The sequence below is a fragment of the Nonomuraea sp. NBC_00507 genome (assembly GCF_036013525.1).
Lineage (GTDB): Bacteria > Actinomycetota > Actinomycetes > Streptosporangiales > Streptosporangiaceae > Nonomuraea.
Window position 1 is genome coordinate 3656500 of sequence record NZ_CP107853.1, and the last position, 19429, is coordinate 3675928.

Annotated in this window: 15 protein-coding genes; 4 read left to right on the plus strand and 11 right to left on the minus strand. The window is 71.0% G+C overall.

Annotated elements, in window-relative coordinates; translation table 11 throughout:
• Positions 1-2 precede the first annotated feature (2 nt).
• Entirely contained in the window at positions 3-1322 is a 1320-nt protein-coding gene (locus OHA25_RS18400; RefSeq protein WP_305920995.1) for a PhoH family protein, read from the plus strand.
• Here the strand turns inward: OHA25_RS18400 and OHA25_RS18405 are convergent, their stop codons facing one another.
• From OHA25_RS18405 to OHA25_RS18415, 3 genes are read right to left on the minus strand one after another with little or no spacing between them, the layout of a single operon-like run.
• Positions 1323-1799 (minus strand): hypothetical protein, encoded by a 477-nt coding sequence (locus OHA25_RS18405; RefSeq protein WP_327588786.1) that lies wholly within the window; start codon positions 1797-1799, stop codon positions 1323-1325.
• 26 nt (positions 1800-1825) lie between these two features.
• A complete protein-coding gene (locus OHA25_RS18410; protein WP_327588787.1) occupies positions 1826-3217 on the minus strand; it encodes a HAMP domain-containing sensor histidine kinase in 1392 nt (463 codons plus the stop codon).
• A 17-nt stretch (positions 3218-3234) separates the two neighbouring features.
• Positions 3235-3909: a response regulator transcription factor gene (locus tag OHA25_RS18415; RefSeq protein WP_305920992.1), complete on the minus strand. Its 675-nt coding sequence runs from the start codon at positions 3907-3909 to the stop codon at positions 3235-3237.
• A gap of 284 nt (positions 3910-4193) precedes the next feature.
• Between OHA25_RS18415 and OHA25_RS18420 the strand changes: the two genes are divergently transcribed.
• The gene (locus OHA25_RS18420) at positions 4194-4895 is read left to right on the plus strand and encodes a lytic transglycosylase domain-containing protein (RefSeq protein ID WP_327588788.1); all 702 of its coding nucleotides are present in this window, start codon (positions 4194-4196) and stop codon (positions 4893-4895) included.
• A gap of 90 nt (positions 4896-4985) precedes the next feature.
• Positions 4986-6977 (plus strand): glycosyltransferase family 2 protein, encoded by a 1992-nt coding sequence (locus tag OHA25_RS18425; RefSeq protein WP_327588789.1) that lies wholly within the window; start codon positions 4986-4988, stop codon positions 6975-6977.
• On the opposite strand, the gene OHA25_RS18430 is transcribed toward OHA25_RS18425, so the two are convergent.
• The 5 genes from OHA25_RS18430 to OHA25_RS18450 are packed head-to-tail and all read right to left on the minus strand — an operon-like array spanning position 6970 to position 13082.
• Positions 6970-8112 (minus strand): alpha/beta hydrolase family protein, encoded by a 1143-nt coding sequence (locus tag OHA25_RS18430; protein ID WP_327588790.1) that lies wholly within the window; start codon positions 8110-8112, stop codon positions 6970-6972. The genes OHA25_RS18425 and OHA25_RS18430 overlap by 8 nt on opposite strands.
• Positions 8113-9114, minus strand: a complete 1002-nt coding sequence (locus tag OHA25_RS18435; RefSeq protein WP_327588791.1) for an alpha/beta fold hydrolase — start codon at positions 9112-9114, stop codon at positions 8113-8115. It lies immediately after the preceding gene.
• On the minus strand, positions 9111-10385 hold the full coding sequence (locus OHA25_RS18440; protein ID WP_327588792.1) for an MFS transporter: 1275 nt from the start codon (positions 10383-10385) through the stop codon (positions 9111-9113). The genes OHA25_RS18435 and OHA25_RS18440 overlap by 4 nt, the downstream gene beginning before the upstream one ends.
• A gap of 31 nt (positions 10386-10416) precedes the next feature.
• Positions 10417-12330 carry a helix-turn-helix domain-containing protein gene (locus tag OHA25_RS18445; RefSeq protein ID WP_327588793.1) on the minus strand — a complete coding sequence of 638 codons (1914 nt, stop codon included), beginning with the start codon at positions 12328-12330 and terminating at the stop codon, positions 10417-10419.
• Complete coding sequence (locus tag OHA25_RS18450) at positions 12330-13082, minus strand: 3-hydroxybutyrate dehydrogenase (RefSeq protein WP_327588794.1); 753 nt, start codon at positions 13080-13082, stop codon at positions 12330-12332. The genes OHA25_RS18445 and OHA25_RS18450 overlap by 1 nt, the downstream gene beginning before the upstream one ends.
• Positions 13083-13322: 240 nt before the next feature.
• Between OHA25_RS18450 and trpD the strand changes: the two genes are divergently transcribed.
• Positions 13323-14396 carry an anthranilate phosphoribosyltransferase gene (trpD, locus tag OHA25_RS18455; RefSeq protein ID WP_327588795.1) on the plus strand — a complete coding sequence of 358 codons (1074 nt, stop codon included), beginning with the start codon at positions 13323-13325 and terminating at the stop codon, positions 14394-14396.
• An 11-nt stretch (positions 14397-14407) separates the two neighbouring features.
• Here the strand turns inward: trpD and OHA25_RS18460 are convergent, their stop codons facing one another.
• Genes OHA25_RS18460 through OHA25_RS18470 form a run of 3 tightly spaced genes read right to left on the minus strand, consistent with a single transcriptional unit; the run spans position 14408 to position 19188 of the window.
• On the minus strand, positions 14408-15793 hold the full coding sequence (locus OHA25_RS18460) for a class II fumarate hydratase (RefSeq protein ID WP_327588796.1): 1386 nt from the start codon (positions 15791-15793) through the stop codon (positions 14408-14410).
• Positions 15794-15841: 48 nt separating this feature from the next.
• On the minus strand, positions 15842-18046 hold the full coding sequence (locus OHA25_RS18465) for a serine/threonine-protein kinase (protein WP_327588797.1): 2205 nt from the start codon (positions 18044-18046) through the stop codon (positions 15842-15844).
• Between the two features lie 35 nt (positions 18047-18081).
• Positions 18082-19188, minus strand: coding sequence for a serine/threonine-protein kinase (locus OHA25_RS18470; RefSeq protein WP_327588798.1), 1107 nt, complete (start codon positions 19186-19188; stop codon positions 18082-18084).
• Positions 19189-19429: the final 241 nt, after the last annotated feature.

The window sequence follows — 19429 nt, forward strand, 5'->3', positions numbered from 1 at the left end:
GTGTGGCAGTGTCCTCGAGCAACCCTTCGACCAAGCCGACCAAGCGCACGTACGTGCTGGACACCTCGGTCCTGCTGGCCGACCCGGCGGCGATGACCCGCTTCGCCGAGCACGACGTCGTCCTTCCTATCGTGGTCATCACGGAGCTGGAAGGTAAGCGGCACCACCCGGAGCTCGGCTATTTCGCGAGGAAGGCTCTTCGCTACCTCGACGATCTGCGTGTGCAGTACGGCAGGCTCGACGAGCCGATGCCCACGGGGGACGGCACGATCAGGGTCGAGCTCAATCACAGCGATCCGTCCATCCTGCCCGTGGGGTTCCGCCTGGGCGACAACGACACCCGCATCCTGACCGTGGCGCGCTCGCTGGCCGCCGAGGGTTGCGACGTCGTCCTGGTCTCCAAGGACCTGCCCATGCGGGTCAAGGCGGCCTCGATCGGCATGGTGGCCGAGGAGTACCGGGCCGAGCTCGTACACGAGTCAGGCTGGACCGGCATGTCCGAGCTGCAGGTGACCACCGAGGACGTCGAGGCGCTCTTCGAGCACGGCACGGCGGACCTGGAGGAGGCCAGGGATCTGCCGACGCACACCGGGCTGCGGCTGCTGTCCGCCAAGGGCTCGGCCCTGGGCCGGGTGCTGCCGGACAAGTCGGTGCGCCTGGTCCGCGGCGACCGCGAGGTGTTCGGCCTGCACGGCCGCTCCGCCGAGCAGCGCATCGCGCTGGACCTGCTGATGGACCCTGAGATCGGCATCGTCTCGCTCGGCGGCCGGGCCGGCACGGGCAAGTCGGCGCTGGCGCTCTGCGCGGGCCTGGAGGCGGTCCTGGAGCGCCGCCAGCACCGCAAGGTCGTCGTCTTCCGCCCGCTCTACGCCGTGGGCGGCCAGGAGCTCGGCTACCTGCCCGGCACCGAGGGCGAGAAGATGGGTCCGTGGGCGCAGGCCGTCTACGACACGCTCGGCGCGGTCACCGCGCCCGAGGTGATCGAGGAGGTGCTCGACAGGGGCATGCTGGAGGTGCTCCCGCTGACGCACATCCGCGGCCGGTCGCTGCACGACGCGTTCGTGATCGTGGACGAGGCCCAGTCGCTCGAGCGCGGGGTGCTGCTGACCGTGCTGAGCCGGATCGGCGCCAACTCGCGGGTCGTGCTCACCCACGACATCGCCCAGCGCGACAACCTGCGGGTCGGCAGGCACGACGGCGTGGTCGCGGTGGTGGAGAAGCTGAAGGGGCATCCGCTGTTCGCGCACGTCACGCTGACCAGGTCCGAGCGCTCCCCGATCGCGGCGCTGGTGACGGAGATGCTCGAGGACATCACCATGTGATCATTTCAGATCGGGACACGTGTGCCGCCCCTCGTCCTGCGGGGGGCGGTTCTCGTTGTCCCGGATGATCCTGACCTCTTCGAAGGCCGCGTCCTGCTGTGCCGTGCAGACGATCTGCGCCATGCCGAGCCTGCTCAGCTTGCCCTCGCCCCGGATATAGACGGTCAGGGTCGACGTGCGCGGGAGGATCACCTCGTCGCGCCGTACGGGGTTGAGCGAGTCGTTGACCCTCAGGTACGTGAACCCGCGCAGCTCGGTGTCCCGGTCGCCCAGCGGCTGCGTGGAGGCCGCGAACAGCGCGCCGAGCAGGCTCTCGACGGTGTCGTTCGCCACGTCGGCCGGCTCCAGTGTGAGCTTGCCGTCCCTGATCAGGTAGATCGTCTTGGACGGCGGCGGGATCCGGGTGGTGGGCGCGTTGTCCCGGTCCAGGACGTCGGTGGGCGAGATGCCGCACGCGGCCACGACCATGAACGCCATGGCCGCTAACAGAGCACGGAGGTTCTTCATGCGTGCGGGAGCCAGACCGTGAAGAGGGTGCCGGGGTTCTGGGTGCGTACCGAGATCGTGCCGCCGTGCAGATGCACATTGGCCCTGGCGATGGCCAGGCCCAGGCCGCTGCCCTGGCTGCGGGAGCGGCCGGCGCCTGCCTTGAAGAAACGATCGAAGACGTGGGGCAGCGCCTCCAGCGGGATGCCCTTGCCGTGGTCGCGCACCTTCACCTCCAGGCCGTTCTCGGTGCTCCTGGCGTTGACCACCACCGGGGGCAGTCCGTGCTTGAGCGCGTTGCCGACGAGGTTGGCCACGATGACGTCGAACCTCCTCGGATCGAGGTTGTCGGTCAACCCCTGGGAGGCGTTCACCTTCACCTGGTCGGTCCACCCGCGCGTCTCCAGGCAGTCGGCGATGGCGTCGGCCACGTTGACGGGCTCGAGGTTGAGCGTGGCCGTGCCCGCGTCGAAGCGGCTGATCTCGATGAGGTGCTCGACCAGCTCGCGCAGGCGCTCGATCTCGCGGAGCACCAGTCGTACGGCCTGCGCCGGCGCCTCGGGGAGCCGGCCGGCCTCCTCCGAGAGCACGTCGGCCACGGCCGTCATGGCGGTCAGCGGCGTGCGCAGCTCGTGCGAGACGTCCGCCACGAACCGGCGTGACATGGCCTCGAGCGAGCGCAGCTCCGACACGCTGAGCTCCAATGCCGCCGCCGCGTCGTTGAACCTGGCGGTCAGCCCGGCCAGCTCGTCCTGTCCGTGCACGGGCAGCCGCGTGTCCAGCTTGCCCTCGCCGAGTGCCTGCGCGGCCGCGCTCAGCCGCCGGACGGGGAGCAGCACCTGCCGGGCGGACAGCAGCGACACGACCACGGCGATCAGCACGATGGCGATGCCGCCCTGGAACAGCCTGGCCCTGAGCGCGTTCAGCTGGTTGACGTCGGCGGTCATGGGGAAGAACACGAAAGCCCGCAGGTCGGTGGCCTCGGGGCGGCCGAAGTTGTCCCTGGCCACCCCGGCGCCGACGATGAACCACAGCTCGTTGCGGATCACCCTCCGCTGGGTGACGACGCTCTGCTTGGCCCGGCCGTACAGCTCGTTGGGCACGTCGCTCAGGGCCATGGGACCGTTGACCGAGACCAGGTCGCCATACTCGATGATGACGCCGCGGCCGGGCGCGCTCAGGGTCTGGGCCAGGCGGTCGAGCTCCTTGTTCGTCGGCGCGGCCTCGCCCGGCCGCAGCTTGCCCACGGCGAAGTCGATGCTGCTCAGCTCCCTGATCACCAGGTCGAGCGAGGTGGTCTCCGTCCTGTTCACCAGCGCCGTCTTGGCCAGCTCGAAGCCGATGGTGGCGACCAGCGTGGAGGCGGTGACGGCGACGAGCGTGAACGTGATGACCAGACGCGCTCGCAAGCCGGTCGGCAACGGGATCACGGGGGGCTGAACCGATAGCCGAACCCGCGCACCGTGTGGATGAACACGGGCTCGGCGGGCGTCGGCTCGATCTTCGCGCGGACGCGCTGCACGCAGGCGTCGACCAGTCGCGAGTCGGCGATGTGCGTGTGGTCCCAGACGGCCCGCAGCAGATAGCGGCGGTTGAGGACCTGGCCGGGGTGGCGGACGAGCTCCAGCAGCAGCCGCAGCTCGGTGGGCGTCAGGTGGATCTCCTTGCCGGCCAGCATGACCTTGAGCGCGCCGCGGTCGATCACGAGGTCGCCGAACGTGATGCGATCGGAGGCGGCCGACTCGGCCCTGCGCAGGATGGCGCGGATCCGCGCGTCGAGCACCCGCGGCTCGACCGGCTTGACCACGTAGTCGTCCGCGCCGGCCTCCAGGCCGACCACGATGTCGAGGTCGTCGCCCCTGGCCGTGAGCAGGATGACGGGCAGTTGGTCCAGCTTGCGCACCCGGCGGCACACTTCGATCCCGTCGATGCCCGGGAGCATGACGTCCAGGATCGCTATCTCGGGGCGACGGGCCCTGATGTGGTCGAGAGCCTCCTCGCCGGTCGCGTAGGACGTGACGGAGTGCCCCTGCCGGGTCAACGCCAGCTCGAGAGCCGTACGGACGGAGGGGTCGTCTTCAACCAGGAGGATGCCAGCCACGCGCACATTATTATTCCATGTCCCTAATGCCCGAACTAAGTCACCAAACTGTGACATGCCAACTACGGGATCCCGAAGAACGAAGGAAATCATGGATGCGGGCTTCCCTTCGGTTCACGGGGGCACGAAGGGGAGCCGATTTGCTGTGACGAAAATCACAGTAGTCCGAAATGCCACGCTAACGTGCTGCTTAGCCAAGGTAGCCCCAAGCGATTCCCGCGTTTCGGTTGCGGAGCACCCCCTAGGACAGGGCAAGCTCATGGATCGTGAGCCCCGGTCCGCGTTTGAGCGAGCGCCCCCCGAGAGAAGACGTTCCCTCGGCGCGGCGACCTTCGCGCTTCACGCCGAAGCGTGTCGCCATCACCGTCCTGGCCATCGCGATCGTCGGCGGCGGCGGTGGGTTCGTCGCCTACCGCGCCATCGAGAACGCCAACGCGCCGGCGACCGAGGGCTTCACCCTCGAGGACATGGGCAAGCTCGCCAGCGGCGACCTGTCCGCGCCCGACCCGGAGACCGACGCGCTCAAGGCCGCGGCCGAGCAGGCGTTCCGGGCGGACAAGCTGGAGAAGGGCCGGTCCGGGGCCGGCGACAACCCCGACGACATCGACTGGGTCGTGCCGAAGCAGGCGCCCCCCGGCGACGGGTTCCCCGCGGTGAACTTCCCGCCGGGCAGCGACCCCTCACCGGGCAGCAACAAGGCCACCGCCAAGGCCATGCTCGGCGAGTTCGGCTTCGGCGAGGATCAGTGGGGCTGCCTGGAGCGGCTGTGGCACAAGGAGAGTGGCTGGAACGAGCGGGCGATGAACCGCTACTCCGGCGCGTACGGCATCCCGCAGTCCCTGCCCGGCAGCAAGATGGCCAGCGCGGGCTCCGACTGGCAGACCAACGCCGCCACCCAGATCAAGTGGGGCCTGGGCTACATCAAGGGCCGCTACGGCACGCCGTGCGCCGCCTGGGGTCACTCGCAGCGGGTCGGCTGGTACTAGCCCTAGAGGAGCACAGCCAGAGGTCAACTTTCCTTCTGTAATCGGCAAGCCACCGCGCCCGAATCGTGGAGGCGGGCAGAGGCTGACCGCATGGGTGTGAAGGTCAGTGTGATCGTCAATGTCCACAATCCGGGTGACACCGCCGACGCGTGCCTCCGCTCCGCGCTGGAGCAGACGATGCCCGCGGCCGACTACGAAGTGATCCTCCTGGACGATGGGTCCACGGACGGGATCGCGGAGCGGCTGGACGCCATCGCGGCGGCCCGCGACAACGTACGCACGTTCCACCTCCCGCACACGGGCTCGCCGATGCGCGGCCGCAACGTCGGCCTGGCGGCCGCGACCGGCGACTACGTCTACTTCCTCGATCAGGGCGACCGGCTGGAACGTGACGCCATCGCCCGCATGCACGAGCGCGCCGTGGAGACCGACGCGGACGTGCTGATCGGCCGTCTGGTGCGCGACCACGGCTCACCGCTGATCGCCTTCGCGCGGAGCACGGCCCGCGCCGACATCCTGCGCGACCGCCTGCTCTGCCTGCTCGGCCCTCAGCAGCTCTACCGGCGCGCCTTCCTGGAGGAGAACGAGCTCGGCTTCAGCGTGCCCGGCGGGCGGCTGGCCGAGCAGGCGTTCGTGATGCGGGCGTACCTGCAGGCCAAGGTCATCGCCGTGCTGGCCGAGCAGGTCTGCTGCCACCTCGGCGAGCGGCCCAAGGCCGAGGAGGATCCGCGGGCGATGGTCAAGGAGCTCAGGGCGCTGCTGAACGACGTCGACACCTACGTCGGCGAGGGGCGGCAGCGTGATCGCATCTACGGATACTGGTTCCGCTACGCCGTCCTCCGCCCGCTGCTGACCAGCCGTTTCGCCGACTCCTCCGTCGACAGGGGCATGCACTTCCGCCTCGTCCAGGAGCTCATGTCCGAGCGCTTCCCCGAGCGGCTCGACCGCTACCTGCCCTGCCAACTGCGTGCCGTCGCCGCGTTCGTCAGAGAGGGCCGTCTCGACCAGATCGTGTTGCTCGCCGGCTCCTCCAAGCGGTCCGGGCTCCACACCGAGCTCACCGAGGTGCGCTGGGACGCCCACGTCCTGGTGCTCGAGCTCACCGTGGAGGTCAAGGGCGGCGACGGCCGGCTCGACCGATACCGTACGGACGGCGCGCGCATGCACTGGATCCCGCCGCGCGCCATCGACGCCAAGCTGCTCGGCGAGAGCGTCACCGACGTGAGCGAGGCCGTCGAGCGGGCCAGGATCGAGGTCTACGTGCGGCACGCCGAGACCGGCGTCGTGCACTTCCTGCCGCTGGCCCAGCGGGTGGAGGTGATCGAGGACGGCCGCCGCCGGGTCCGGGTGCAGATCAAGGGCGAGACCAGGATCGACGTGACCACCGCCGCATTCGGGGAGCCGCTCAGCCCTGGTCACTGGGAGGTGCACGTCCGCATGTTCGGCGGCGCCAACCAGGCCAGGAGCCGGGTGAGCCGCCCCGACGGCCCGCTCAACTGCCTGGGCGTGCTGGCCCAGCGGCCCAGGACGCGGCTGGTGGTGCCGTGCTGGACCGATCGGGGCGAGCTGGGCCTGGCCGTCGAGCCGCGCTCGTTCTCCGAGTCGATCGCGCTGGTGTCGCCCGCGGTGGAGGTCAAGCAGGTGGACGGGCACGCCTACGTCGTGCTGCCGGTGCCGTACGTGCCGCCGAGCGGCGGGCCGCCGCTGGAGCTGGTGCTGCGCAGCACCGGGCGCGGTGAACGCGAGGTGTGCGCCCCCGCGCTGGTCGAGGCCGGGGTGCCGGGCAAGATCGCCGGGCAGCTCGTGGCCAAGCTGCCGGTCAGCCGCCTGCCGAGCGCCGACCGCCTGGGCCCAGGCGGCTGGCTGACGTCGCTGCGCTCGCCGGACGATGAGGTCGGGCTGCGCTTCGCACTGGAGGTGCGCAGGGGCAGGGTCGAGGCACGTCCCGCCACCGCCATCGACCCCGAGCGCCGCTCACCGATGGGCAGGGGCACCCTGCTGCACCGGATCTGCCGGCGACTGCCCGGCGCGCGGCACATCATGCGCCTGGCGCGCGCGGGCGGGCACCGCTACCTCAGGTGACCCAGCCCTCGAGCTCCTCGAAGGCGTTCCTGAAGACCGGCAACATCGGCTTCAGCCGGTCGGGATAGACGTCCACCAGGCTGTCCAGATGGTTGCCGCCCTCGACCCGGTAGTACTTGAACGGCCGGTGCGGTCCGACCATCTCGGCGTAGACGTCGGAGTCGCGGGAGATCGGCAGCAGCGTGTCGAGCGTCCCGTGAATCGTGATCAGCGGCTTGGTGATCCGGCCGGTCAGCCCGATCTTCGCCACGGCGGCGTAGGGCTTGCGCGCGTCATAGTCGTAGTCGGCCGCCGCGCCCTGGTAGGACGGATCCAGCTCCTTCTGGTAGAGCTGCTGGGTGAGCTCCCAGTAATACTGCCGGTGGAACGGCCAGAGGAACTCCGAGCCCGCCGCGAACCCGGCCGCCCGCACCCCGGCCTCGTCCGGATACGCCTTCAACGCCGGCGGCAGGAAGTTCAGCAGGTTGTCGCCCTGGACGCGCCACAGCGTGCCTTCCCAGTCCACGCCGCCGTCGTAGAGCCAGCCGCGGTTCTCCAGCTGCCACCTGACGAGGTAGCCGCCGTTGGAGATGCCCGCGACGAACGTGCGCGCGGGCTGCTTGCCGTACCGCTGCCTGACCACGGCCTTGGCGGCCACGGTGAGCTGGGTGACGCGGTGGTTCCACTCGGCGATGGCGTCGCCGGGCCGGCGGCCGTCCTCGTGGAAGTTCACGCCGACGTTGCCCTTGTCGGTGGCGGCGAAGGCGTAGCCCTTGGACAGGACCCAGTCGGAGATCGTGTAGTCGTTGGCGTACTGCTCCCTGTTGCCCGGGGTGCCGCTGACGACCAGACCGCCGTTCCAGTGGTCGGGAAGCCTGATCACGAACTGGGAGTCGTGGTTCCAGCCGCGCGTGGCGTTGGTGGTGGAGGTGTCGGGGAAGTAGCCGTCGATCTGCGTGCCGGGCACGCCTGTCGGGTTGACCGTGGCGGCCGAGTGCAGCCCGGCCCAGTCGGCGGGGTCGGTGTGGCCGGTCTTCGCGGTGCCGGCCGTGGTCAGGTCGTCGAGCGTGGCGACGACCGCGCGTTCCGCGCCGGGCACCGTGAGCTGCTGGGGCGCCGTTAACAGGCTCGCGACCAGGGTGAGCGCGACGATCATCTAGGCCTCTCTCAGGTGGGCGGCCAGCAGGCGCCGGAACTCCGCTGGGTGCTCCAGGTGCGGGCTGTGGCCGCAGTCCTGGAGCACGGCCTCGCGGTACGGGCCGTACCGCTCCAGGACCTCCCTGGTCTGGGCCAGCATCGGCTGGGCGGACGTGCCGGGGGAGCCGGGCACCACGCCGAGCGCGCCCAGGTGGGCCAGGTCGAACAGGGACGTGTCGGAGACGATCATGTCGTCGGCGCCCCTGATCCACAGGATGGGAGGCTTGGGGTCGATCTCGTGGAGGTCGTCCAGGCGGAAGTGGGTGGGGGCGATGGCGTTGAGCACGCCGTGTTTGCCCGGCGCCACCCCCGGCCACGCGGCCGACGTGGCCCCGTCACCCGGGTAGTGCGTCTCGCCCACCCGGGTGGTGAGCATCGAGCGCAGGTAGAAGTCCTCGTCGGGGACCTCGCGGTTGTTGACGTACGCGGAGCGGAAGACGTTGCGTGGGGACGTGGGCGCCTCATCCGACAGGTCGCCCGCCTTCAGCCGGGCCACGAAGTCCGGATTCGCGGCCCCCGCTCCCGAGCCCGCGCCGTCGGCGTGGGTCAGCCGGCCGTCGGCGCCTTCCGTGCCGCCGAAGCCGTACGGGGAGATGGGGTTGACCAGGGTGACGCTCCTGACGGCGCCTGGGCGGTCCCGTAGGGCCTGCAGGACGACGCCGCCGCCCATGCTCCAGCCCACGAGGTGCACCCCGTCCAGGCCGAGCTCCTCGATCAGCTCCAGCACGTCGTCGGAGTAGTCGCGCAGGCCTCGCGTGGCGTCCACCGGCTCGGGATCGGTCTCGCCGAAGCCGCGCAGGTCGACCGCGAGCGGGCGGTAGCCCTCCGGCAGCGCTGCCATGCTGTCGCGCCAGAACGCGGCCGAGGAGACGTTGCCGTGCACGAACAACACCGGCTCGCCGGACTCCCTGCCGGCGACGGTGAGGACGTTCTGGGTGAGCCGCGGCGTGGTGACCTTCATTGCGCGTGGATCCTTTCGGCCAGGTCGCGGCCCTGGGTCTCGCGGGCGGTGTAGACCGCGATCAGGGTGAGCACCGCCGCCAGACCAAGGTAGAGCGAAATGGGCACGCTGCTCGAGTAGGTCTTCAGCAGCGCCACCGCGATGAGCGGGGCCAGCGCGCCCGCCACGATCGCCGACAGCTGTGCGCCGATCGACACGCCGGTGTAGCGCATCCTGGTGCCGAACAGCTCGGAGAAGAACGCCGCCTGCGGGCCGTACATCATGCCGTGGAAGAGCAGGCCGACGGTGACGGCGAGGGTGATCGCGAAGAAGTTGCCCGTGTCGATGAGCGGGAAGAACGCGAAGATCCACACCCCGATGCCGGCGGCGCCGGCCAGGTAGATCGGGCGGCGGCCGACGCGGTCGGACAGCGCGCCCCACATCGGGATCGTGACGAAGTGGATGGCCGAGGCGATCAGCACCGCGTTCAGCACGGTCGAGTTGGGGATGTTGTTGGATTTGGCGTAGGTGATGACGAAGACGGTCAGCAGGTAGAAGGAGATGTTCTCGGCCAGGCGGGCGCCGATGGCGGTGAGCACGTCCTTCCAGTGGTAGCGCAGCACGCCGACGATCGGCGCCCGCTCCTCGGGCGGGGCCTGCTGGAAGACCGGCGACTCGCTGATCGACAACCTGATCCACAGGCCGATCAGCACCAGCACGCCGGACAGCAGGAACGGCACCCGCCAGCCCCACGACAGGAACGCCTCGTCCGGCTGCCAGGCGGCCAGCGCCGCCAGCACGCCGGTGGCCAGCAGGTTGCCGCCGGGTGCGCCGGCCTGCGGCCAGGAGGCCCAGAAGCCGCGCCGTGCGTTGTCGCCGTGCTCGGAGACGATGAGCACCGCGCCGCCCCACTCGCCGCCCAGCGCGAAGCCCTGCACGAGCCTGAGGGCCGTCAGCAGCAGCGCCGCGGACGGGCCGAGGGTCTCGTACGTCGGCAGGCAGCCGATGAGGAACGTCGCGACGCCCATCATCAGCAGGCTGACGACCAGCAGCGTCTTGCGGCCCACCCGGTCGCCGAAGTGACCGAAGACCAGGCCGCCGAGCGGGCGGGCGACGAATCCGACGGCGTAGGTGAGGAACGACAGCAGCGTGCCGGTCAGCGGGTCGGACGTGGGGAAGAAGAGGGTGTTGAAGACGAGAGCGGCTGCCGAGCCGTACAGGAAGAAGTCGTACCACTCGATGGTGGTGCCGATCAGGCTCGCGGCGACGATCTTCTTGATGGAAGTGGCCATGCCGGTCACGGTAAAGAGTGACCGGCATCACTCATATGGAGTCCGGGCCCACAGTCTGTGGTGTGGATGTGTGGCCGAGCCGGTGCAAGCGCAGCGCCAGCTGGATCTCCAGCGCCCGCTCCGGCTCCAGCCAGCCGTCGCCGAGCAGCTTTCCGATCCGGTCGAGCCGCTGCGTGACGGTGTTGACGTGAATGTGCATGGCCTCGGCCGTACGGGACGGCGAGCCGCCCGTGCCGAAGTACGCGCTCAGCGTGTCGGCCAGCGCGGTGCCCCGGCGCGTGTCGTAGTCGATCACGGCGCCCAGCACCCGGTCCACGAACCCGTGCACGTCGCGGCCGTCACCGACGAGCAGCCCGACGAAGCCCAGCTCGGCCGCGCTCGCCCCGTCCCCGGCCCGGCCCAGCGCGATCAGCGCCTCGGCGCACCGCCGTGCCTCCAGGTATGCCGCGGCCACGTCCCCGGTGCCGCCCCGCAGGTCCGCTGTGCCCCCACGCAGCTGCCCGGCGCCGCCACGCACGCCGCAGGCGCCTGCCGTGGCCGGGCTGTGCAGCGACGCGCTCAGCTCGGCGGCCACCCGCTGTGCGACGGCGCCCGCGTGGTCGCCGGGGACCAGCAGCACCACCTCGTCCCCGCGCCCGGCGGCCAGCCCGTGCCGCAGCGTGGCCTGCGACGACGCCCAGAACGCGGCCCGTTCCCGCTGCCCGCCGTGCTTGACCACCACCACGACGTGCGGTGCCCCCAGATCGACCCCGAGCCTGCGTGCCCGGTCGGCCAGGCCAGGGGAGTCGGGCCGCGCGATCAGGTCGTCCAGCAGCTCGCCCCTGACCCGTCCCTCGGCCTCGGCCACGCTTCTCCTGAACAGCAGCAGCAGCGCGCACACCAGCGCCGCCCGCTCCAGGATGCGCTCATCGGCGTCGTCGCTGCGCAGGATGAGCGTGCACAACGGCTCCCCGCCGACGTCCACGGACGCGATCAGCAGATCGCCTCTGCGCACGGTGCGCCCCAGCGCCCTGGACGCCTGCGCCGCCTCGAACACCCCGGAGTCGAGCTCCCCGACGTCACCCGTGATCGCCCGCCCCAGGTCGTCCAGCACGGCGAGAGAGCCGCCGAGCACGTCGGTCACCACGGCGGCCACGTCCTCGATCCCGCCGCCGCGCAGCACCAGCGAGGTCATCCGGTCATGGGCCAGCGCCGCCCGCTCCACCGCCTCGCCGTGCTCCCTGGCCGTCCGGTGCGCCTGGGACAGCTCCTCCAGCGCGTTCCTGGTCTCCTGCAGCAGCCGGGCGTTGTCGATCGCGACGGCGGCGTGCGCGGCCAGGCTGGCCAGCAGCGACACCTCCTCCTGGTGGAACGGCCTGGCGCTGCGGTTGGCCGCCATCAGCACGCCGATCACCCGCTTGCCCAGCCGCAGCGGCACGCCCAGGATCGCGACCAGGCCCTCCTCCTTGACGGCCTCGTCGATGTGGTCCTTGTGCCGGAAGCGGGCGTCGGCGAAATAGTCGGCCGTGGAGTACGGTGTCGCCGTCTGCGCCACCAGCCCGCCCAGCCCCGCCCCCATGGCCAGCCGCAACGCACGGAACTTGGCCGAGATCGACCCGTCCGTGACCCGCATGTACGTGTCACCCTGCTCGGGGTCGTGCAGCGTCATGTAAGCGATATCCGTGGCCAGCAGCTGCCTGGCCCGGTGCACGATGGCCTCCAGCACGGCGTCCAGGTCACGCAGCGCCGCCAGGTCGCCGGCGGTGTCGTACAGGGCCGACAGCTCCGCCTCGCGCCTGGCCCGCCGCTTGAGCAGCGCCCGCACTTTCAGCGCGGCGACCTTGGCCTGCTCCAGCTCCTCGATCTCGGCCGGGTCCGCACCCCGCGCCCTGGCCTCGATGATCGGCCCCTCGAACTCGACCGCCGACGCCTCCCTGGCCAGGAGCTCGAGAAACCGGGTGCTCACTACCGCGCCGTCCAACCACCGTCCACCGGCAGCGACACGCCGGTGATGAACGCGCCGCTCGGCCCGCACAGATAGGCGACCAGTTCGGCCACCTCCTCCGGCTCGATCAGCCGCTTGATCGCGGCGGGCTGCAGCATGATGTCCTCGACGACCTCGTCAGGCTCGATGCCGTGCACCCTGGCCTGGTCGGCGATCTGCGCCTCGACCAGCCCGGTCCGCACGTACGCGGGGCACACGCAGGTCGAGGTCACCCCATGGGGCGCCCCTTCGAGCGCCACGACCTTGGAAAACCCTTCCAGCGCGTGTTTGGCCGTCGTGTACGCCGACTTGAACGGCGAGGCCCGCAACCCGTGCACCGACGAGATGTTCACGAACCTCCCCCAGTCTCTGGCGTACATGCCGGGCAACACCCGTCGCGCGATCAGGAACGGCGCCTCCACCATGACACGCAGCATCGTGGCGAACACCTCGGGCGGGAACTCCTCGATCGGCGCGACGTGCTGGAACCCGGCGTTGTTCACCACGATATCGATGGGCTCGTCCGGCAGCGCGGCCACGAACCCCGAATCGCTCAGATCGGCCACCACGGCCGTGCCGCCCACCTCGGCGGCCACCTTCTCGGCGGGCTCGGCCCGCAGGTCGAGGACCAGCACCCTGGCCCCGGCCGCGGCCAGCCGGCGGGCGCAGGCCGCCCCGATACCGCTCCCCGCCCCCGTCACCAGCGCGGTCCGCCCAGTCAGCTCCTTCGCCATACACCGCACCCTAGGTGCTCGCCGCGCCGTGACGCATGGGTGCCGACGACATAGATCGGTGCCCTGCTATGTGGATCAACGGGTCTGCTATCTTTGGACACATGATCGCGTATGCGCAGCAGTGGTGGCCCGCCTCCTAGGCGGACCTCGCAGCGCATACGCACACGGCCGCCTCGACGAGGCGGCCGTCGGCATCTCCACACGCGCCCCCGTCGAGCTCTGAAGAAAGGGGCGCTCCTCGTGACCAGCACCACCACTCCCACCACCACCTGGCCCGAACTGTTCGCCTTGCTCCTCGACGGCACGTCCCTCACCGCGCGCCAGGCCGCCTGGGCCATGGAGCAGATCATCTCGGGGGAGGCCACGAACGCCCAGATCGCCGCGTTCGTCATCGCCCTGCGTGCCAAGGGCGAGAGCGTGGAGGAGGTGTCCGGGCTGGCCGACGGCCTGCTATCCAGGTCGGCGGCGATCCGGATCCCCGGTGATCCCGTCGACCTCGTCGGCACCGGCGGCGACCGCGCCAACACCGTGAACATCTCCACCATGGCCGCCATCGTGGCCGCCGCCGCGGGCGTGAAAGTGGCCAAGCACGGCGGCCGGGCGGCCTCGTCCAAAGCCGGCGCCGCCGACGTGCTGGAGGAACTGGGCGTGGTCATCGATCTGCCGCCCGCCGCGGTGGTCGAGGTCGCCGACAAGGTCGGCATCACGTTCTGCTTCGCGCCCGCGTTCAACCCGGCGATGCGGCGCACCGCGGGGCCGCGCCGCGAGCTGGGCGTCCCCACGGTCTTCAACTTCCTGGCCCCGCTCACCAATCCCGCACTCCCGCCGGCGCAGGCGGTCGGCGTCTACCACCCGGCGATGGCTCCGGTCATCGCGGGCGTCCTGGCCCGGCGTGGCGGCTCGTCGCTCGTCTTCCGCGGCGACGACGGGCTCGACGAGCTGACCACCTGCGGACCCTCGACGATCTGGCTGGTACGTCGCGGCACCGTGACGCGGATCGCCTTCGACCCCGCCGAGCTGTCCATCCCGCGGGCCCACCCCGACGACCTGCGTGGCGACGACGCCAAGCACAACGCCACCGTGGCGCGGGCCGTCCTGATGGGCGAGCGGGGCCCGGTGCGGGACGTGGTCCTGCTGAACGCGGCCGCCGCCGTCGTGGCCGCCGAGGGCACGCCGCCCGCGGACGAGCTCACGCCCGCCCTGGCCGGCGCCTACAAGCGGGCCGCCGACGCCGTGGACTCCGGCGCCGCCCTGTCCCTGCTCACCCGCTGGGGCCACGCCACGCGGGCGCTCGCGTCAGCCTCTGATCATTAAGGTCCAGATCCTCAAGGTCTGGTCATCGACAGGACGTCGAGCGCGGCGTCGAGCTGGTCCTCGGTCAAGGTGCCGTCGGCCACGTGGCCGCGCTCGATGACGACCTCGCGGATGGTCTTGCGTTCCGCGAGCGCCTGCTTGGCGATCCTGGCGGCCTCCTCGTAGCCGACGTACTTGTTCAGCGGGGTGACGATCGAGGGGGACGACTCGGCATACTCGCGCAGGCGGTGCGTGTTCGCCGTGATGCCCGTGACGCAGCGGTCCGCGAGCAGGCGCGAGACGTTGGCCAGCAGCCTGATCGACTCCAGGATGTTGCGCGCGATGACCGGCAACTGCACGTTCAGCTCGAAGTTGCCGGACGCGCCGGCGAACGTGATCGCCGCGTCGTTGCCGATCACCTGGGCCGCGACCATGGTCGTGGCCTCGGGGATCACCGGGTTGACCTTGCCGGGCATGATCGAGGAGCCGGGCTGCAGGTCGGGCAGGTTGATCTCGCCCAGCCCGGCTCGCGGCCCCGAGCCCATCCAGCGGAGGTCGTTGGCGATCTTGGTGAGCGACACCGCCACCACCTTGAGCTGCCCCGACAACTCCACAATGGAGTCCTGCGCGCTCTGGGCCTCGAAATGGTCCCTGGCCTCGAGGAACGGAATGCTGGTCGCCTCCCGCAATTTGGCGATGGCCGCCTGGGCGAATCCGGGCGGGGTGTTGATACCGGTGCCCACGGCGGTGCCGCCCAGAGGCAGCTCCAGCACGCGCTCAAGGGCGGCCGACACCCGTGCGACGCCGTGGTCCATCTGTGTGGCGTAACCGCCGAACTCCTGGCCCAGGGTCACCGGGGTCGCGTCCATCAGGTGGGTGCGCCCCGACTTCACCACTCCGTCGAACTCGATCGCCTTCTGCCGCAGCGCCGTCGCCAGGTGCTGGAGCGAGGGCAGCAGGTGGTACGTCACCTCGGTCGCGGCCGCCACGTGGATCGAGGTCGGGAAGACGTCGTTGGACGACTGGGAGGCGTTCACATGGTCGTTCGGGTGCACGGGGCGGCCCAGCCGCTCCTCGGCCAACGACGCGATCACCTCGTTGGCGTTCATGTTGGACGAGGTGCCCGAGCCGGTCTGGAAGACGTCGATCGGGAAATGGTCGTCGTGCTCGTTCTCGGCGACGTCGGCGGCCGCCTGCGCGATCGCCTCGGCCAAGTCCTTGTCGATCACGCCCAGCTCGCCGTTGACCTCGGCGGCGACCGCCTTGATCAGGCCCAGCGCGGCGATGTGGGACGGCTCCAGGGGTCGTCCGGAAATCGGGAAATTCTCCACTGCCCGCTGGGTCTGGGCGCGCCACCTCGCACCTGCGGGCACGCGAACCTCGCCCATCGAGTCATGCTCGATCCTGAACTCGCTCATGCCTCCCAGTCTTACCCACGGCTCCCGACGGCTGCGGGGGCGCCGTGCTCAGGCGGAGAAGAGCGCGACAATGAGCACGGCGATCACCACGGCGGCCGCGGCGGCCACCGCCATGAGCACCAGCATGCCGTTACGGTTGCCCGCGGGCTGCTGCTCCTCCTGCCCGGCGATCGCGAACAGGTCCGTCCCCAGGCCCTTGCCCTGATGCGGTCCCTGCGGGCCCTGCTGGGGGCCCGCCTGCTGGGGGTTCTGCGGCCTCGCGGGCTGCTGGGGCCCGTGCTGCTGCTGCCCCGCCGGGGGCGCGGGCAGCGGGTAGACCTGCTGGCCAGGCGAACCGCTGTGCGGTGTCTGGATGCGCATGGTGGAGATGGCGCCCTCGTCGCCGGGCGGCTTCGGCGGCTGCCCCTGCTGCGGCGCCGTCGGGAACGTGCCCTTGGGACGCGCGATGCTCACCGTCCGCTCGGGATCGTACGCCGTCTCGGGGGACGACGCCTGAGGCCCACTGCCCGACGCCCCGGCCCCACGCGCCTCCGCCCCCGGGCTGCCGGCCTGTGCCCCTGGCCCTCCGGTCTGTGTCCCTGGGCCACCGCTCTGCGCCCTTGGCTCACCAGCCTGCGAGCCGGGACCCTGTGCTACCGGCTGCTGGCCGTGTGGGTGGCCGGTGCTCTGCGGCACGGTGGGCGCCTTCGAGCCGCGTATCGGTCCCTGGGGTCCCGACGTCGGCCCTCGCCCGCCCCCGGGCCCCTGAGGCCCGGACACAGGCTGCGGACCCGGCCCGCCAGGCCCACCGCCCACCGATCCAACGCCGCCCACGCGACCCGCGCCAGGCCGACCTGGGCCGCCCGCACCGGGCCCACCCGGGCCGCCCGCACCGGGTCCGCCTGCGCCGGGTCGGCCTGCGCCGGGTCCGCCCGCACTGGGTCGGCCTGCGCCGGGTCCGCCCGCACCGGGTCCGCCCGCACCGGGTCCGCCTGCGCCGGGTCCGCCTGCGCCGGGTCCGCCTGCGCCTGGCCCGCTTGCGCCTGGCCCGCCTGCCCCGGGTGCGCCTGCGCCGGGCCCGCTTGCGCCTGGCCTGTCCGGGCCTGCGGGGGCTGCGGGGCCGTGGCCGGGAGCGCCTGCGCCGGGCCCAACGGGCGCGCCACGACCGGGGCCATGCATGCCGGGGCCGATCGGCCCGGGTCCAGGACCGCCGACGCCGGTGCCGCCAGGTCCTTGGGCTCCTCGGCCTGCCGGGCGCCCCTGCACGCCAGGGCCACCCTGCGCGCCGGGGCCACCTTGCGCGCCAGGACCGCCCTGGGCGCCAGGGCCACCGTGGGCGCCCGGCCCGGCGGGGGCCTGGCCGGCAGGAGGCTTCGGGGCGGCGAACGGATCGGGCAAAGCAGCCTCCTGCGCCATGAGAGCCTCGGCCGTCAGCGCCGGCATCTCGCTCGTCGGGGTGTCGGCGACCATGCGCAGCAAGGTCTCCGCCTTGGCAGCGTGGAGCCGCTGCCGATAGTCCTTGTTGAGCAGCCCGTTCAGCACGGGCCGCAGCTGCCCCGCCTGCGTGGGCGGATCGGCGCTCTCGGTGAGCAGCGCCGCCAGCGTCTCCGCGATCGTGGACCGCTCGTACGCCGGCCGCCCCTCCACCGCGAAGTACAGCGTCGCGCCGAGCGACCAGATGTCCGACTCCGGCCCGGTGTATTCACCTCTGGCGCGTTCCGGGGCCGTGTAGCCGGGTGAACCGATCACCATGCCGGTCTTCGTCAGCCGTGAGTCGCCCTCGGCCTTGGCGATCCCGAAGTCGGTCAGCACCACACGGCCGCTCTCGGTGATGAGCACGTTGCCCGGCTTGACGTCGCGGTGCGTGATGCCCTGGGCGTGCGCGGCACGCAGCGCGCCGAGCAGGTCGACGCCGATCTCGGCCACGAGCCGGGGCGGCAGCGGCCCCTCCTCCTCGATGACCTGCTCCAGCGAGCGGGCCTCGATGAGCTCCATGATGATCCACGGGCTGTTGTCCTGGATCAGCACGTCGTGAATGGACGCGACGGAGGGGTGGTTGATCCGCGAGGCGATGCGGCCTTCGCGCACCATACGTTCGCGCAGCTCGGACCGCTGTTCCTCGGTGAGTCCCGGGTCCTGGCGGATTTCCTTGACCGCCACCTCGCGCCCGAGCGCGCGGTCGCGGGCTCGCCACACGGTGCCCATGGTTCCCCGACCGAGCGGGGCTATGAGCTCGTAGCGCTCCGCGAGCAGGCGTGTCTGCTGTTCCGGCATGAGAAGAAGATATCGATTCTCGCTTGGGAAGTGCTTTACCCTCGCTTGCGAAGTTCTCTTGGCCAGAACCGCCGAGGAAGGCACAACTTTATCACCGCCGCCTTGAAACGGGCATAAGCGGACGGTGTGGGCCGTGGTTCAACACGCTTCCTGTGCATGCCCTCGCCGGGCTTACGTTCCTGTCGCGGCACGGGAACGGTCATCGTCGTCATGACGTCGGCCCGGTGCAGCCCGCGATGCGCGGGCCTGCGTGTGAAAGACGGCGGTGTGATCCCAGGTCCAGAACGTGGGGGTTTGCGCGGCGTCAGCGGCTCCTCGGCCGAGCCGCCGGCGGCCACCCTGGCCAGCATGAGCGAAGCGCGTACGGAATCGAGCCTGGTCTGCGGGTCGATCCTGAGCAGCGCGTCAAGCACGGGAGCGAGCGGCCCCGCCTTGGTCATCGGGATGGGCTCACCACTGGTGAGCGCCGCGAGCGCGGCGGCGGCCGTGCGGCGGCCGTGCAGGCCCCTGCCCTCGACGGCGGTGTAGAGGGTCGCCCCGAGCGACCACAGATCGCCGGCCGGGCTGGCCTTCGAGCCGAGCACCCGCTCCGGGGCGATGTATCCCGCGGACCCCAGGACGATCCCCGCCTGGGTGATGGAAACGTCACCTTCGAGTGCGGCCAGGCCGAAGTCGGTGAGCACCGCCCGGTCCTCGGTCACCAGCACGTTGCTCGGCTTGACGTCGCGGTGCAGGATCCCCTTGGCGTGCACGGCCCGCAACGCGCCGAGGATCTGCCTGCCGATCTCGGCGACCCTGCGCGGCTCGAGCGCGCCCTCCTCCTGGATGAGCTGTTCCAGTGACTTGGCCCTGAGCAGCTCCATCACGATCCACGGACGGTCGTCCTCGGTGACCACGTCGAAGACGGTGATGACCGATGGGTGCGCGACCATCGCGGTCGCCCTGCCCTCGCGCTCGGTGCGAGCGCACAGCTCGGCACGCAGCTCCTCGTCGAGCACGGTGGGCAGCCGCACCTCCTTGACCGCCACATGGCGGTTGAGCAGCTCGTCGTGTGCCCGCCAAACGGTGCCCATGCCGCCGCGCCCGACAGGCTCCATGAGCCGATAGCGCGCCGCGAGTAGGTAACCGGAGGGCGCACGCATGCCAGGCAGCTTACCTATTTGTGTAAACCGACCAGTAGAGGCGCGGCCGATAATTTGTTGCGAACTTAAGTCAACCCGTCTGACTCGCCCCGTCAGCAATCGCACGGAGTGCGGCGCGATGTTCACTCCCCGCTGCGATCGTGATCGTGGACGGCGAGCGTGACGGCGGATCGGGCTTCCCGGCGGTCCCACGCAGGGAGCCGATCAGTTGCTGCGCGTTATCCCAGCTCACGGAGGGTGT

Excerpts from the sequence above, each read along its gene's own strand:
- OHA25_RS18435 (WP_327588791.1), bottom strand. The coding sequence starts at position 9,114 with ATGAAGGTCACCACGCCGCGGCTCACCCAGAACGTCCTCACCGTCGCC.
- OHA25_RS18450 (WP_327588794.1), bottom strand. The coding sequence starts at position 13,082 with ATGGCGAAGGAGCTGACTGGGCGGACCGCGCTGGTGACGGGGGCGGGG.
- OHA25_RS18440 (WP_327588792.1), bottom strand. The coding sequence starts at position 10,385 with ATGGCCACTTCCATCAAGAAGATCGTCGCCGCGAGCCTGATCGGCACC.
- OHA25_RS18430 (WP_327588790.1), bottom strand. The coding sequence starts at position 8,112 with ATGATCGTCGCGCTCACCCTGGTCGCGAGCCTGTTAACGGCGCCCCAG.
- OHA25_RS18460 (WP_327588796.1), bottom strand. The coding sequence starts at position 15,793 with ATGAGCGAGTTCAGGATCGAGCATGACTCGATGGGCGAGGTTCGCGTG.
- OHA25_RS18405 (WP_327588786.1), bottom strand. The coding sequence starts at position 1,799 with ATGGCGTTCATGGTCGTGGCCGCGTGCGGCATCTCGCCCACCGACGTC.
- OHA25_RS18470 (WP_327588798.1), bottom strand. The coding sequence starts at position 19,188 with ATGCGTGCGCCCTCCGGTTACCTACTCGCGGCGCGCTATCGGCTCATG.
- OHA25_RS18465 (WP_327588797.1), bottom strand. The coding sequence starts at position 18,046 with ATGCCGGAACAGCAGACACGCCTGCTCGCGGAGCGCTACGAGCTCATA.
- OHA25_RS18425 (WP_327588789.1), top strand. The coding sequence starts at position 4,986 with ATGGGTGTGAAGGTCAGTGTGATCGTCAATGTCCACAATCCGGGTGAC.